11 protein-coding genes are annotated in these 14,304 nt (G+C 65.5%); 7 read left to right on the top strand and 4 right to left on the bottom strand.

Annotation, left to right across the window (positions count from 1 at the left end; translation table 11 throughout):
- Window positions 1-210 precede the first annotated feature (210 nt).
- Window positions 211-642, top strand: a complete 432-nt coding sequence (locus LN450_RS07550; protein ID WP_003486419.1) for a VirK family protein — start codon at window positions 211-213, stop codon at window positions 640-642.
- A 125-nt stretch (window positions 643-767) separates the two neighbouring features.
- Here LN450_RS07550 and LN450_RS07545 read toward each other — a convergent pair whose 3' ends face one another.
- Window positions 768-2,276: an efflux transporter outer membrane subunit gene (locus LN450_RS07545; RefSeq protein ID WP_011346130.1), complete on the bottom strand. Its 1,509-nt coding sequence runs from the start codon at window positions 2,274-2,276 to the stop codon at window positions 768-770.
- Window positions 2,277-2,364: 88 nt separating this feature from the next.
- On the opposite strand from LN450_RS07545, the gene LN450_RS07540 reads away from it, so the two are divergent.
- The 5 genes from LN450_RS07540 (at window position 2,365) to LN450_RS07520 (ending at window position 8,756) form a co-directional block, all read left to right on the top strand.
- Window positions 2,365-2,982 (top strand): TetR/AcrR family transcriptional regulator, encoded by a 618-nt coding sequence (locus LN450_RS07540; protein ID WP_008575513.1) that lies wholly within the window; start codon window positions 2,365-2,367, stop codon window positions 2,980-2,982.
- Between the two features lie 77 nt (window positions 2,983-3,059).
- On the top strand, window positions 3,060-4,208 hold the full coding sequence (locus LN450_RS07535; protein ID WP_011346131.1) for an efflux RND transporter periplasmic adaptor subunit: 1,149 nt from the start codon (window positions 3,060-3,062) through the stop codon (window positions 4,206-4,208).
- Window positions 4,205-7,303 (top strand): efflux RND transporter permease subunit, encoded by a 3,099-nt coding sequence (locus LN450_RS07530; protein WP_011346132.1) that lies wholly within the window; start codon window positions 4,205-4,207, stop codon window positions 7,301-7,303. The genes LN450_RS07535 and LN450_RS07530 overlap by 4 nt, the downstream gene beginning before the upstream one ends.
- 15 nt (window positions 7,304-7,318) lie before the next feature.
- A complete protein-coding gene (locus LN450_RS07525) occupies window positions 7,319-8,242 on the top strand; it encodes an oxidoreductase (RefSeq protein ID WP_039417818.1) in 924 nt (307 codons plus the stop codon).
- Window positions 8,243-8,420: 178 nt separating this feature from the next.
- Window positions 8,421-8,756 (top strand): DUF6172 family protein, encoded by a 336-nt coding sequence (locus tag LN450_RS07520; protein ID WP_008575519.1) that lies wholly within the window; start codon window positions 8,421-8,423, stop codon window positions 8,754-8,756.
- Window positions 8,757-9,192: 436 nt separating this feature from the next.
- Here LN450_RS07520 and LN450_RS07515 read toward each other — a convergent pair whose 3' ends face one another.
- On the bottom strand, window positions 9,193-10,485 hold the full coding sequence (locus LN450_RS07515; RefSeq protein ID WP_039417816.1) for a DEAD/DEAH box helicase: 1,293 nt from the start codon (window positions 10,483-10,485) through the stop codon (window positions 9,193-9,195).
- Window positions 10,486-10,823: 338 nt separating this feature from the next.
- Between LN450_RS07515 and avrRxv the strand changes: the two genes are divergently transcribed.
- The gene (gene avrRxv, locus LN450_RS07510; protein ID WP_011346137.1) at window positions 10,824-11,945 is read left to right on the top strand and encodes a type III secretion system YopJ family effector AvrRxv; all 1,122 of its coding nucleotides are present in this window, start codon (window positions 10,824-10,826) and stop codon (window positions 11,943-11,945) included.
- Window positions 11,946-12,414: 469 nt separating this feature from the next.
- Here avrRxv and LN450_RS07505 read toward each other — a convergent pair whose 3' ends face one another.
- Window positions 12,415-13,923, bottom strand: coding sequence for a dihydrolipoamide acetyltransferase family protein (locus LN450_RS07505; RefSeq protein ID WP_011346139.1), 1,509 nt, complete (start codon window positions 13,921-13,923; stop codon window positions 12,415-12,417).
- Window positions 13,920-14,303: an SH3 domain-containing protein gene (locus LN450_RS07500; RefSeq protein WP_008575527.1), complete on the bottom strand. Its 384-nt coding sequence runs from the start codon at window positions 14,301-14,303 to the stop codon at window positions 13,920-13,922. The genes LN450_RS07505 and LN450_RS07500 overlap by 4 nt, the downstream gene beginning before the upstream one ends.
- Window position 14,304: the final 1 nt, after the last annotated feature.

Below are 14,304 nucleotides of genomic sequence, written 5' to 3'. Positions count from 1 at the left end.
TTTGACGATCTCGACCTGCGCATCGCGCCGCCCGCGCATGCGCAGTGATGGCCGGCCTCTGGATCTGTGCGCGGCGTCCGCCGGCGAGCGCACTCATGCCGCGCGATGCGTAGTGCCGCGCGCTCATGCAGGCCGAACTGGGTCATGTTGGCGGTCCTGGGCGCATGCAAGCCCAGGCCGTCGCATCCATTTCCCCGCCTGGAGTCCGCCATGCCACGTCTTGTTCCTGCCGCGCTGTTCGCCACGCTGTGCGCGTGTGCGCTGCCTGCCCTGGCCACCGAATCGCTGAACAACCGCGCCGAAGTTCTCGCTGCCCTGGACGCCGGCTACGACGTCAGTGTGAGCACCGACCTTGCACGTTGCACGCCCGAAGAAGGCACGCCGGCCACGCAGACCCGCGGCGGCCGCCACATCGACGCCTATCGCATCACCGCCGACGGTACCGTGGCCTTTTCCGATGCGCATTTTACCGTGGCCAACGACGGCAAGCCGATCCAGCAATTCATGCGCTACCAGCTGCGCCCGGATGACACGCTGCGCTTCACCACCTACATGTACGACTTGCCGGGCCTGCAGCAACGCGGGCCGGTGCTGGCGTATCAATGCAAGATCAATGCAGGCGTGCGCTTCCATGCCGATTGAGCACGGCTGACAAGCCGTTTGCTGACCCTGTCGGCCAGCTCTTGCGGTTACGTGTAGCCGGCGACATCGGTAGCGGTGGCGTGCCACCTGCGCAGACGCCCATCAACGTCAGCGTGGCGTGTCATTCACTTAGTTGCTGTCGTGTCGTCTTGGTGACGGTTGCTGTCCACGGCGACAGCGATCGCAGCAGGACCCGCACCGCCGGCCTGCCAACCGCCGCCCAGCGCCTTGAAGGTCGCAACCGCGCTGCGCGCCGCGTCGGTACGCGCCTGCACTTGCGCGTCGGAGGCGCGTAGCAGGCTGTCGTCGGCGTTGAGCACTTCGATCAGGCTCACCGTGCCTTTTTCGTAGGCCAGCGCAGAGGCGCCGCGCGCCTTGCCGAGTGCATCCACGCCCTGCGTCAGCACCGCTGCCTGCTGCTCGCGTTTGATCAGTGCGGTGAATGCATTTTCGACATCTTCGGTGGCGCGCAATACCGCAAGGCGATAAGCCGCGAGTTGTTCGGCTTGCTGGCCTTTGGCCTGTGCGATCTGTGCGTTGATGCGGCCGAAGTCGAACAGCCGCCAGCGCAGGCCGAGTACGCCGGACGACTGCGCGGCGTCGCCGGTAAACAGGTTCGCACCGGAGATGGCGGTGGCGCTGCCAAGCAGGCCGCTGAGCGAAAACTTGGGGTAGTACTCGGCCATCGCCACGCCGATACGCGCATTGGAGGCGGCCAGCCGACGCTCGGCCACGATCAGGTCGGGCCGGCGCCGTAGCAGGTCGCCGGGGGTGCCGCTGTCGGCGATCTGGGGGGCTGGCGGAATGGGTTTGGTCGCCGACAGCTCGGCACGGTGCGTGCCGGGCGGCACGCCAAGCATCACGTCCAGCGCGTTCATTGCCGCAACCAGGCCGGCTTCCAGGCCGGGTACGCCGGCCTGCGCCTGCGCGAGTGCGCCCTGGGCCTGCTGCAACTGCAGTTCGGCGGCAAGGCCTTTGCCGTGCAGCAGCGTCACCATCGAGAGCAGGCCCCGCTGGGTGGCCACCTGGCGCTGCGCCACGTCCAGCCGCGCCTGGAGGCCGCGGATGCTGATGTAGATATCGGCGGTCTGCGCGGCCACTGCCAGACGTGTGGCAGCAGCACCTGCTTCGGTGGCCTGGTAATCGGCCAAGGCCGCCTGGCGGCCGCGGCGCAGGCCCCCGAACAGATCCAGTTCCCAGCTGGCGCCCAGGTTGGCTTCGTACACGCTGGCATGGCGGTCGAAGTTGGGCGTGCTGCTGATCACCTGGCCCAATGGGGTTTCCAGCGATTGGTAGGCACGCGTGGCGCTGCCGCTCACGTTGCCCGCTGGTAGCAGCGCCGCGGTGGCGGCACTCAGCCCGGCGCGCGCCTGGGCCACGCGTGCGCCGGCCTGGGCCAGGTCCAGGTTTTGCGCCAGCGCAGCCGTGACGTAGCGGCTCAGGTCGGGATCGTTGAAGCCGTCCCACCAGGTCGACAGGTCGGCTGGCACTGCGGCCTGGCGCTGCGCGATATCCGCCTGGCCGATGTAGCGGTCCGGCAGCGGCACCTCCGGCCGGGCGTAGTCGGGACCAACCGCGCAACCTGCGACAAGGCTGGCGGCAACGAACACTGCGAGGGTGCGGAGTGACGACATGGGCGGGGCCGGAATGACAAGTGGTAAGTGACTGTAATACGAAATAGTCACTTTTGTAAGTCGGCAACGACGGCGCTAAGCTTTCGCGATGAGCAAAGCATCCAACTATCCCGTGTCGGGCCGCGGCCCGGCCGACCATGATGTCCGCGACCAGATCGTGGTGGCCGCCACCGAGCATTTCAGCCGCTATGGCTACGAAAAGACGGCCGTGTCCGACCTGGCAAGGGAGATCGGTTTTTCCAAGGCCTACATCTACAAGTTCTTCGAATCCAAGCAGGCCATCGGCGAGATGATCTGCTCGCATTGCCTGGGGGAGATCGAGGCCGAGGTGCTGGCCGCGGTGTCTGCCGCGGCGTCGCCACCAGAAAAATTGCGTAGCCTTTTCAAGGCGATTATCGAGGCGAGCCTGCGGCTGTACTCGCGCGAGCGCAAGTTGTACGAGATCGCCACGTCGGCCGCGACCGAGCGCTGGCCGCCCGTCATTGCGTACGAGGGCCACATCCAGGCACTGCTGCAGGACATCCTGGTGCAAGGGCGCCAGAACGGTGACTTCGAGCGCAAGACGCCGCTGGACGAACTGACCCAGGCCACCTATCTGGTGATGCGCCCCTACATCAATCCGGTGCTGCTGCAGCACAGCCTGGATCATGCCGGCGACGTGCCGCTGCTGTTGTCCAGCCTGGTATTGCGAAGCCTGTCGCCGTAAAAAATATTTGTGACTATTGACTGATTTAGTCACAAGTCTCAGGATGCGAGCCTTCATCCGATCGCTCCGGGATTGCCATGCGTCGCTGCCGCCTTGTCGCCTTTACCTTCCTCTGTGTCTTGCCGCTGGCGCTGAGCGCCTGCGGCGGCAAGGCGCAGCCCGATCCACGGACCGCCGCGCCGCGGGTGCGGGTTGCCACGGCTGGCGATGCCAGCGCTGCGGTGCGCACCTTCTCCGGCACGGTAGCGGCGCGCGTGCAGAGCGACCTGGGGTTCCGGGTGGCCGGCAAGGTGTCCGAGCGGCTGGTCGATGCCGGGCAGAGCGTCAAGCGCGGGCAACCGCTGATGCGTATCGACCCGGCGGATCTGCAACTGGCTGCGCGTGCGCAGCAGGACACGGTGGCCGCCGCGCGCGCCCGGGCGCAGCAGACCGCCGAAGATGAAGCCCGGTACCGCGACCTGCGCGGTACCGGCGCCATCTCGGCTTCGGCCTACGACCAGATCAAGGCAGCCGCCGATGCGGCCAGGGCGCAGCTGAGCGCCGCCCAGGCCCAGGCTGACGTGGCGCGCAACGCCAACCGCTACACCGACCTGGCGGCCGACGCCGACGGCGTGGTGATGGAAACGCTGGTCGAGCCGGGCCAGGTGGTTGCGGCCGGGCAGCCGGTGGTGCGGCTGGCGCACGCCGGCCCGCGCGAAGCGGTGATCCAGCTGCCGGAAACTCTGCGCCCGCAGGTCGGCTCGGTGGCCCAAGCCACGCTGTTCGGCAACGCCGCCGTCACCGTGCCGGCCACCTTGCGCCAGCTGTCCGAGAGCGCCGACCGGCTCACCCGCACCTTCGAGGCACGCTACGTGCTGGACGGCGCGCTCGCACAGGCACCGCTCGGCACCACGGTCAGCGTGCGCGTCCCCGGCGGCACCGCCTCCGGGAACCAGGCCGGCCTGCAGGTACCGCTGGCCGCGCTGTTCGACGCCGGCAAGGGGCCGGGCGTGTGGGTGATTGCCGGCAACCCGACCAGGGTGAGCTGGCGGCCGGTGACGGTGCTGGGCCTGGACGATGACCACGCCAACGTGGCCGGCAAGCTGGCACGCGGCGAGCGCATCGTGGCGTTGGGGGCGCATCTGTTGCGCGAAGGCGAGCAGGTACGCATTGCCGGCGAAGGCGTGGCCGGTAGCAGCGCGGCCACCGCTGGCAGCACCGCCAAGGCGGCAGGAGCGCAGCCGTGAGCGAGGGCCGGTTCAATCTCTCGGCGCTTGCCGTGCGCGAGCGCTCCATCACGCTGTTTCTGATCTTCCTGATCTCGCTGGCCGGCCTGGTGGCGTTTCTCAAGCTCGGTCGTGCCGAGGACCCGGCATTCACCATCAAGGTGATGACGATCGTGACCGCCTGGCCCGGTGCCACGCCGCAGGAAATGCAGGACCAGGTGGCCGAGAAACTCGAAAAGCGCATGCAGGAATTGCGCTGGTACGACCGTACCGAAACCTACACGCGCCCGGGTCTTGCGTTTACGACGCTGACCTTGATGGACAGTACCCCGCCTGGGGAGGTGCAGGAGCAGTTCTATCAGGCGCGCAAGAAGGCCGGCGATGAAGTGGCCAACTTGCCGGCCGGCGTGATCGGGCCGCTGATCAACGACGAATATGCCGACGTCACCTTTGCGCTGTTCGCGCTCAAGGCAAAGGGCGAGCCGCAGCGCTTGCTGGCACGCGATGCCGAGACCCTGCGCCAGCGCATCCTGCACGTGCCGGGCGTCAAGAAGGTCAACATCATCGGCGAGCAACCCGAGCGCATCTTTGTCGAGTTCTCGCATGAGCGTCTGGCCACGCTGGGGGTCAGTCCGCAGGACGTGTTTGCCGCACTCAACGCGCAAAACGCGTTGAATGCGGCCGGCTCGGTGGAAACGCGCGGGCCACAGGTGTTCATTCGCCTGGATGGTGCGCTCGATAGCCTGCAGAAGATCCGCGACACCCCGTTGGTCGTGCAGGGCCGCACGCTGAAATTGTCCGATATCGCCACCGTCAAACGCGGCTACGAAGATCCGTCCACCTTCATGATCCGCAGCGGCGGCGAACCGGCGTTGTTGCTGGGCATCATCATGCGCGATGGCTGGAATGGCCTGGATCTGGGCAAATCGCTCGACGCCGAAGTGGGGGCGATCAATGCCGAACTGCCGCTGGGCATGCGTCTGAGCAAGGTCACCGACCAGGCCGTCAACATCGATGCGTCGGTCGGCGAGTTCATGACCAAGTTTTTCGTCGCGTTGCTGGTGGTGATGCTGGTGTGCTTCGTCAGCATGGGCTGGCGCGTGGGCATCGTGGTGGCGGCAGCCGTGCCGCTGACGCTGGCAGCAGTGTTCGTGGTGATGCTGGCGACTGGCAAGAATTTCGACCGAATCACGCTGGGCTCGCTGATCCTGGCGCTGGGCTTGCTGGTCGACGACGCCATCATCGCCATCGAGATGATGGTGGTGAAAATGGAAGAAGGCTATAGCCGCGTTGCCGCCTCGGCGTATGCCTGGAGCCACACCGCCGCACCGATGTTGTCCGGCACCCTGGTCACCGCGGTGGGCTTCATGCCGAACGGATTTGCTGCTTCCACGGCCGGCGAATACACCAGCAACATGTTCTGGATCGTGGGCATTGCGTTGATCGTGTCGTGGGTGGTGGCGGTGGTGTTCACGCCGTATCTGGGCGTGAAGATGCTTCCCGACCTGAAGAAGGTCGAAGGCGGCCACGCAGCGATCTACAACACGCCGCGCTACAACCGCTTCCGCCAGGCGCTGGGTCGCGTCATTGCCCGCAAGTGGCTGGTCGCAGGGTCCGTGGTGGGGCTGTTCGTGCTGGCGGTCGTGGGCATGGGCATGGTCAAGAAGCAGTTCTTCCCGATCTCCGACCGGCCCGAAGTGCTGGTGGAAGTGCAGCTGCCGTACGGCACCTCGATCAACCAGACCAGCACGGCGGCCGCCAAGGTGGAAGACTGGCTGTCCAAGCAGAAGGAAGCAAAGATCGTGACCGCCTACATCGGTCAGGGCGCGCCGCGCTTTTTCCTGGCGATGGGTCCGGAACTGCCGGACCCCTCGTTCGCCAAGATCGTGGTGCGCACCGACGACCAGCACGAGCGCGATGCGTTGAAGCTGCGCTTGCGTGAGGCGATCGCGCAAGGCCTGGCACCGGAAGCGCGCGTGCGCGTGACGCAATTGACCTTCGGCCCGTATTCGAAGTTTCCGGTCGCCTACCGGGTGAGCGGCCCGGACCCGACGGTGCTGCGCGGCATCGCTGCGCAGGTCATGCAGGTGATGCAGGACAGCCTGATGCTGCGCACCGTCAATACCGACTGGGGCGTGCGCACACCGACCCTGCATTTCAGCCTGGACCAGGATCGCCTGCAGGCGGTGGGGCTGACCTCGGCCGCGGTCGCCCAGCAGTTGCAGTTCCTGCTCAGCGGCGTGCCGACCACGCTGGTGCGCGAGGATATCCGCAGCGTGCAGGTGGTGGCGCGGTCGGCCGGCGATACCCGTCTGGATCCGGCACGCATCGCCGACTTCACCCTGGCCGGCGGCAACGGCCAACGCGTCCCGCTGTCGCAGGTAGGTAAGGTGGATGTGCGGATGGAAGAGCCGGTCATGCGGCGCCGCGATCGCGTGCCGACCATCACGGTGGGCGGCGATGTCGACGACACGCTGCAGCCGCCGGATGTCTCGGCTGCGATCACCAGGCAGCTGCAGCCGATCATCGACAAACTGCCCAGCGGATATCAGATCAAGGAGGCCGGCTCCATCGAGGAGTCCGGCAAGGCCACCGCCGCGATGCTGCCGCTGTTCCCCATCATGCTGGCGGCCACGTTGCTCATCATCATCCTGCAGGTGCGCTCGATCTCGGCGATGGTGATGGTGTTTCTCACCAGCCCGCTCGGCCTGATCGGCGTGGTGCCGACCTTGATCCTGTTCCAGCAGCCGTTCGGCATCAATGCGCTGGTGGGATTGATTGCGCTGTCGGGCATCCTGATGCGCAACACGCTGATCCTGATCGGACAGATCCATCACAACGAAGCCGAGGGTCTGGATCCGTTCCATGCGTTGGTGGAAGCCACCGTGCAGCGTGCGCGTCCGGTGATTCTGACGGCACTGGCGGCGATCCTGGCATTCATTCCACTCACCCATTCCGTGTTCTGGGGCACCTTGGCCTACACGCTGATCGGCGGCACGTTGGCCGGCACCGTTTTGACCCTGGTGTTCCTGCCGGCGATGTATTCGATCTGGTTCAAGATCCGGCCCGATCCCGGCAAAGGGAATAACGCACCGGACATTGCCCGGCCTGCATGAAGCACTTCTGCGACGGTGGCCACGGTGCCGTCGCAGCGCAATGTCGTGCGCCATCGTCACCACCTTCCGAACGCATGCCCTGCAGGCCGCACGCGTATCGCCGATGTCTTTCTCTTGATTGAAGGAACCGCAATGCAACAGCAGACCGTTGTGCTGATCACGGGCGTGTCGTCCGGCATTGGCCGTGCCGCCGCAGAACACTTCGCCCGAGCCGGCTGCATCGTTTACGGCAGCGTGCGTCACCTGGCCGGTGCCACACCGTTGACGGCCGTGGAGCTGGTGGAAATGGATATCCGCGATGCCGCTTCGGTGCAGCGTGCGGTCGATGGCATCATCGCCCGCGCGGGCCGCATCGATGTGCTGGTCAATAACGCAGGCACCAATCTTGTCGGTGCCATTGAAGAAACCAGCGTCGACGAAGCGGCCGCATTATTCGACATCAACCTACTCGGCATCCTGCGCACCGTGCAGGCCGTGCTGCCGCACATGCGTGCACGCGGCCAGGGCCGCATCGTCAATGTCAGCTCGGTGCTGGGGTTCCTGCCGGCGCCGTACATGGGCGTGTATGCCGCCTCCAAACATGCGGTGGAAGGGCTGTCGGAAACGCTGGATCACGAGCTGCGTCAATTCGGCATTCGCGTGACGCTGGTGGAGCCTGCGTATACGAAAACCAGCCTGGGCAGCAATTCGCCGGTGGTGCAGGCCACCATTGCCGGTTACGACCGCGAGCGTGGCGTGGTGGCGCGGGCAGTCACGCACAGCATCGACACCGCGCCGGAACCGCATGGCGTGGCCGCCACCGTGGTGGAGGCGGCGCTGGGCAGGTGGCGCATGCGCCGCACACCCGCCGGGCAGGCATCGCTGCTGAGCAAGCTGCGCCGGTTCCTGCCCGCCAGCGCGGTGGACGGCAGCCTGCGCAAGCAGCTCGGGCTGCGGTGAGATGCGTCAGGGCGTCGATGCGGCCGTGAACGCAGGGGTGGGCCGTACGGCGCGATTGCGTCAGTCCAGGCGCGCATGCCGCCATTTGGCGGTTCTGCAGCGCCACTTGATGCTGGATTCACCGAGGATGCCGCCTTGGCCTCACAATAGGCGGCCAGTCCCCACCACCGATGTCGCCATGCGCAAGACCTACCAGCTCAACCTCGAAGGCAAGAACCGCGATCGTCTGCTGGAATCCAGCAAGCACGATATCCGCAAGTACATCCGCCGCGAGCGCCGCAAGGAGCTGCCGGCCGGCGCGGACTACTGGGACTTCGAGATGCGCTTCGGTGTGGATGAAGCCAGCGCCGTGGCACTGCCGCCGGCCGAGCTGATCCGCTCGATCAACGCACTCGTCGCCGACGGTGGCGAGCAGTTCTTCGTCGAAATCCTGCGCAAGCCGGGCAAGCGCACGCCACGCGCGCAGAGCGATCATGCGTTCGGTGATGGCGAACTGGATTTCGAGCAGGATTGAGGTTTGATCGTCGTCCCGTCGGCGGCGCACCGCTGCGGAACGAGCAGTTGCTGGCGGATTGTCGACCGTATCGCATGGACGAGCCAGGCCTCGCGCGTTGCGGATGGCAACTGGCAGGGGTGCAGGAGGCCTGCGGTGCCTTGACGCTGGCGAGCGCCCTTGTTGGCGAAGCGACGGGGACGCTGCCACCGGCCAACCCTGCTGGTGCTTGGTAGCGGGCACTTGCCGCTCGGACGCAGCGGTTCGAGCGGGCCGTGGCTGGCCGACTGCTGTTGCGCCAGAGCGTTTTGCTGGGCGGTTGCGGCTTAGGCATGCTGAGCGCTTTCGGCTGCCGAGGCGGGCGGTTGCCAGGCCAGCCCGCGCTGCAGTGCGGCGGTGTGGGCGCAGTCATCACGCGCCGGTGCTAAGACTGCTCGCGACGATGCGTTCGCTACTCTCAGCCTGGCTTGCCAGCCTGCGCCTGCGCCGCGGCACGTAATTTGTCCTTCTTGCTCGGCCGCTTGCCCTTGATGCCGCCGTTGTCATCCGCTGCACGCACCGCTGCGCCGGGCGCATGGTCGGGGGCAGGCGCCTGGACCGGGGTTGGCTCGAACCCTTCGATCACGCTGGTCGGCACGCGCAGGCCCTGGCGTTTTTCGATCAGCCGCCACTGCTGGGCGCTGTCTGCCGTGACGAAGCTGATCGCCACGCCGCTGGCACCGGCGCGTGCGGTGCGGCCGATGCGGTGGGTGTAGTCGACAGTGGAGCGGGGCAGGTCGTAATTGAGCACGGCCGGCAAGGCGTCGATGTCGATGCCGCGCCCGGCCAGGTCGGTGGCCACCAGCACCTGCACGTCCGCCTGTTTGAAGGCGCGCAGCGTGCGTTCGCGGCGGCCCTGGCTCAATTCGCCGTGCAGCGGCAAGGCGGCGATGCCGGTCTTGCTTAGTTTCTCGGCAACCTTGTCGGCGCCGTGGCGGCTGGCGACGAAGACCAGCAGTTGCGGCCATCCGTGTTCCAGCAGCAGGTGACGCAGCAGCTGCGTACGTTGGCCGGCATCCACTGCGATGGCGCGTTGCGTGATCGACGGTGCCTGTTCGGGCATGGCGTCGTGGGTGATGCGCAACGGATCGCGCAGGCGACGCTTGGCCAGCGACGCGATGGCGGCTGGGAAGGTGGCCGAGACCAGCACGCTTTGCCGCTGCGCCGGCAGCAAGGCCAGGATGCGATCGAGCTCGGCGCCAAAGCCCAGGTCGAGCAGGCGATCGGCTTCGTCCAGCACCAGCGTGCTTACCTGCGAGAGGCGCAGCGCATTGTGCGTCACCAGGTCCAGCAGCCGCCCCGGGGTGGCGATGACGATGTCGGCGCCACCGCGCAAGGCCATCAGCTGCGGATTGATGGCTTCACCGCCGGTGGCGGCGACGATCTTCAGCCGTCGCGGCAAGGCGGCGGCCAGCGACAGCAGGGTCTGCGCGACCTGCGCGACCAGCTCACGCGTCGGTACCAGGATCAGCCCGCCCAGCACGCGCGGCGCCTGTTCCGGCGCCTGCAGGCGCTGCAGCAGCAGCGGCAAGGCATACGCCAGGGTCTTGCCCGAGCCGGTCTGCGCGGTGGCGATCAGGTCGCGTGCGGCCAGCATCGGCGGAATCATCGCGACCTGGATCGGCGTGAGCGCATGCACACCGGCCCTGGCGAGCGCGGACTCGAATACGGGCTGTAGCTGTAGCGACAGCAAATCTGCTTTCAGTGACATCGCGCGATTATCCGCGCATTGTCGACGGCGTGCATGCCGAAACGAAGTGCAGGTGCGCTGGCCGCGCATGGCGCTCCATGGCGCCGCCAAGCGGCAGTGGCAACAACCGGTGTGTCGACCCGAGGTGTGCTGCGTCCAATGCGACTAATCCACGGCCGTGGCCCGGCTTTTTTGGGGTCGGTTAGTCACCGAACATCAGTTGCGCAGATCACTCTTCAGCGTGAATTAGTGTAGCTTATCTGTAGTGCTTCGTTCAGGGTTTTTCAGCTTTTCGCATTATTGCCTAGATCTTCGCGCAACGAAACCGAGTTCTTCGATTAGCGCGATCTAATAAATATATGTGCGACTCCATAAGAGTGCAATTCAGATCCATACAAAAAATGGTGGTAAAAATGAAGAAATTTTTCAGATCATTAGGAGTGGGCGGCTCAAGCAGCAGTCGTTTTCAACATCATATTCCGGAGGCTGACTCAGCACCCAGTAGTAAGGCGTCTACGCCTCCGGCCTCTCCGCCGCCGGATTCCCCGCCCAGTAACTCTGCTTTTTCCGCTCTCCCGACAAGGCCTCGCAAGAAGGCCGAGGCCTTGTCGGATGCGGTGGAGTCGCGCGGACATTTAGCCCCGCCAAGCCTGGTCTCCTATGCCAACGCAACCCTTGATCAACTGAGGCGAAATGAACCCATCAGCGAGTCACTTCGGCTGATGGACATTGAAAATCTCCCCCATCTGGTCCGCTCCTACGACAATAGATTGAATAATCTAAACCTGCGCAGCTTCGACACTCCGGGGCAGTTTTTACATGACCTGAGTCGCTGGCATAAAACAGGATTGCCATTAAGAGCGGTAGTGCGGCTGGATGAAGACCCTAGGAGATGGCATCGCGTCGCGTTCGACGTGCGCAACCACGAGAGTGGACACACGACGATTATCGCATTGGAGCCTGCGTCTGCTTACAATCCGGACCATATGCCTGGTTTCGTGAAAATGAGAGAAAATCTCACGTCTCAGTTCGGTAGGAAAATTTCGTTTGCTGTGATTGAGGCGGAAGCACTTAAGTCAATCGGTGGGTGTGTCATATTTTCTCTTGATTATGCCCTGGCGGCATACCAGGAAAGAAGCACCTTTGACCAATGGCATAAAGATCTTCGAAAGAAAGGAAATATCAAGGGGATGACTCCCGAAAGTCAGCACCTTAACGAGCTTGGCGTCTATTTGCTTAAAGGAACCAGGTTGCTGCCGGCAAACTTCTACAAGCATGCGCATTCCAGGCGCACCATCGACGAGCTCGAGGCAGATCAGCCTGGCGCGTCGGGTACCGACGTGAGGTCAGGCAGAGCCGCTGTCTACAAGGAGTCGCTGAGCCGTAGACTGGAGGAGTTCCAGGTCCAGCGCGATAAGACCTACAGCATGTCAATCGAAGCATCCAGAGCTCGAAAGATCCGTCACGCCTTAGAATCCTGAGACAATTACCAAATATTATTTACTTTCCTTACCTTCACAGGCCCGCTTCCCAGCGGGCTTTTTTTCGGTATGTAATAAGGCGACCCTGATGGAAAGCGCAACGGCAGGCTTGTCGAATGAGGTTTGCTGTGTCTGAAGGGCTTGTCGCTACGCCAGGCAGGATCATCCAGTGGCAGCGGCTGCCGGCGCATCGTGACAGATGCGAGAGCGCAAGCGACGTCAGCACTGGCGCCGTGTTCTTGTCCATGCTGCGAATCTGAACTTGGTGCAACCAACCTGGCGCTTGATCGAGGTTCCTTAGCACACCGCAACATTGCGCGGCTGCGGGCGCCGCTGACGTTGGAAATCATCCGCTGCATTGCGCTCGTCCACCTGGCACACGCGCGCATCTGCGTGTACCCGCGTTCGCGGTTGCTGCCGGGGCGTTTTCCAGCCTGCGCGGCGAGCCGGCAAGCCGCCGCGCAAGTGCTCAGTTGGCCAACGCCAGATCGTCCAGCAAGGCGCGCAGGAAGCGCGCCGCTTCACCACCGGTGGCGGCGCGGTGATCGAAGGTCAGCGACAGCGGCATCACCTTGTGCGTTTCCACGCCGCCCATCACCGGGGTGAGCTGGTAGCGCGCGCGGCCGGCGGCCACGATCGCCACGCAGGGCGGCACCACCACCGGCGTGGCGTAGCGGCCGGCAAACATGCCGAAGTTGGACAGCGAGATGGTGTAGCCGCTCAGTTCGGACGCGGCGATGCTGCGGCTTTCCACCTGCTGGCGCAGCCGGTTGACGCCTTCGCGAATGCCATGCGCATCCAGCATGTCGGCGTTGCGCAACGCCGGCACGAACAGGCCTTCTTCGGTATCCACGGCAATGCCGATGTCGACCTGGTGGTGCAGGGTGCGGCTGAGTGCGTCGCCGTCGAACCAGGCATTGAGTGCGGGCACCGCCTGGCAGGCGCGCACGATACCGCGCACCAGACGCACGGTGACATCGTTACCGGGCTGCCAGGCGTGCAGATCGGCATCGTCGTTGAGCGTGGTCGGCACCACCTTGGTGTGTGCATCGGCCATCACACGTGCCATGTTGCGGCGCACGCCCTTGAGTTGCTCGGGTTGGCCCTTGGCGCTGATGCCGGGCGACTGGGTGCGCATCGGCTTGCCGCTGGCCGACAGCGTGGAGCGGGCGTTGCCCTCGTCCGCCCTGCGGGCACCTTCTCCCGCAGGCGGAAGAAGGGGTGCTGTTGCGGGTCGATCCCTGCCGTCGGCAGCGCTCCCAGCAGCTCTCCCACCGTCACCGATCGGACCACCTCGCCCGCTGGCAGGAGAGGTCGGCGCGCCGTGCGCGCCGGGTGAGGGCTGCGCGGTACCGGCGGCCGCTGCCTGCTTTACGTCTGCCAGCGTGACCGTGCCGTCCGGGCCGGTAGCGCGCACCTGTACCAAGTCCACACGCAGCTTGCGCGCCAGCGCGCGCACCACCGGCATGGCGCGCACGCCGCCGACGGTAATGGCCTGCTCGCTCTGCACGGCGTTGGAGCTCTGCATCGCGCCGACCACGGTGCCGGCATCGTCGCGATCGCTGCTGCCATCGCCAGCATCGGCATCGGCAATTTCGCCGCCGTTATCGGAGGCCACCACGCGCGTGGTGTGCCCAGCCGCGCTGTCGCCGGTGCTGGGCGTGGGTGCGTGCGTCGGCGCCGGTCCATGCGAATGGCCGGTGTCCTGGCCGTCGGCGCGTTGCGGCTGCGAGGCATCCAGCGCGAACTGCGCCAGCACCGAGCCGGTCACGATCACATCGCCGGCGGCGCCGGCGAGCTTGACCACGGTCCCGGAAAACGGCGAGGGCACCTCGACCACCGCCTTGGCGGTTTCCATCGACACCAGCGGGTCGTCCAGGCGCACGGTGTCGCCCTCCTTGACGAACCATTCCACGATGGTGGCGTCGGGCAGGCCTTCGCCCAGGTCGGGCAGGTGGAAATTCTTGTTGTCGCTCATGGCAGGTTCTCTTGCGCGGCCGGCAGCTGCGGCGTGGTGTCGTCGAGGAGTTCAAGGTCGGCGGCCGGCAGCCAGCCCTGCGTGCCGTCGGCACGTTCGGACCACCACCAGCCACCGTGTTCGTGATGCAGCAACACGTCCTCGCCTGTCTGGGCATCGAGTTCGCGTGCGTCGTAATCGCGCAGGGCTTCGGCCCGGCCGTCCCCCAGCGGGCGCAACCAGGCCAGCGGCGCCCAACCGGCGCGTCCGCTATCGGTCGTGACCCAGGCAAACGCCGGCCATTCTTCGTCGCGCACGCCCACGCCGACCTGCTGGCCTGCCTGGAAGCGGACCGGGTTGGCGTAGGCGGCGCGATGGTCGCAAAGCAGACGGGCGCGCATA

The organism is Xanthomonas euvesicatoria pv. euvesicatoria, from assembly GCF_020880415.1.
Classification (GTDB): domain Bacteria; phylum Pseudomonadota; class Gammaproteobacteria; order Xanthomonadales; family Xanthomonadaceae; genus Xanthomonas; species Xanthomonas euvesicatoria.
The sequence above is the reverse complement of the archived record's forward strand: the minus strand, read 5'-3'. Positions and strand labels throughout refer to the sequence as shown.

Coding starts and splice junctions, on each gene's coding strand:
- LN450_RS07500 (WP_008575527.1), bottom strand. CDS start 14,303: ATGCGCGCCCGTCTGCTTTGCGACCATCGCGCCGCCTACGCCAACCCG.
- LN450_RS07505 (WP_011346139.1), bottom strand. CDS start 13,923: ATGAGCGACAACAAGAATTTCCACCTGCCCGACCTGGGCGAAGGCCTG.
- LN450_RS07515 (WP_039417816.1), bottom strand. CDS start 10,485: ATGTCACTGAAAGCAGATTTGCTGTCGCTACAGCTACAGCCCGTATTC.
- LN450_RS07520 (WP_008575519.1), top strand. CDS start 8,421: ATGCGCAAGACCTACCAGCTCAACCTCGAAGGCAAGAACCGCGATCGT.
- LN450_RS07535 (WP_011346131.1), top strand. CDS start 3,060: ATGCGTCGCTGCCGCCTTGTCGCCTTTACCTTCCTCTGTGTCTTGCCG.
- LN450_RS07545 (WP_011346130.1), bottom strand. CDS start 2,276: ATGTCGTCACTCCGCACCCTCGCAGTGTTCGTTGCCGCCAGCCTTGTC.
- LN450_RS07540 (WP_008575513.1), top strand. CDS start 2,365: ATGAGCAAAGCATCCAACTATCCCGTGTCGGGCCGCGGCCCGGCCGAC.
- LN450_RS07550 (WP_003486419.1), top strand. CDS start 211: ATGCCACGTCTTGTTCCTGCCGCGCTGTTCGCCACGCTGTGCGCGTGT.
- avrRxv (WP_011346137.1), top strand. CDS start 10,824: ATGTGCGACTCCATAAGAGTGCAATTCAGATCCATACAAAAAATGGTG.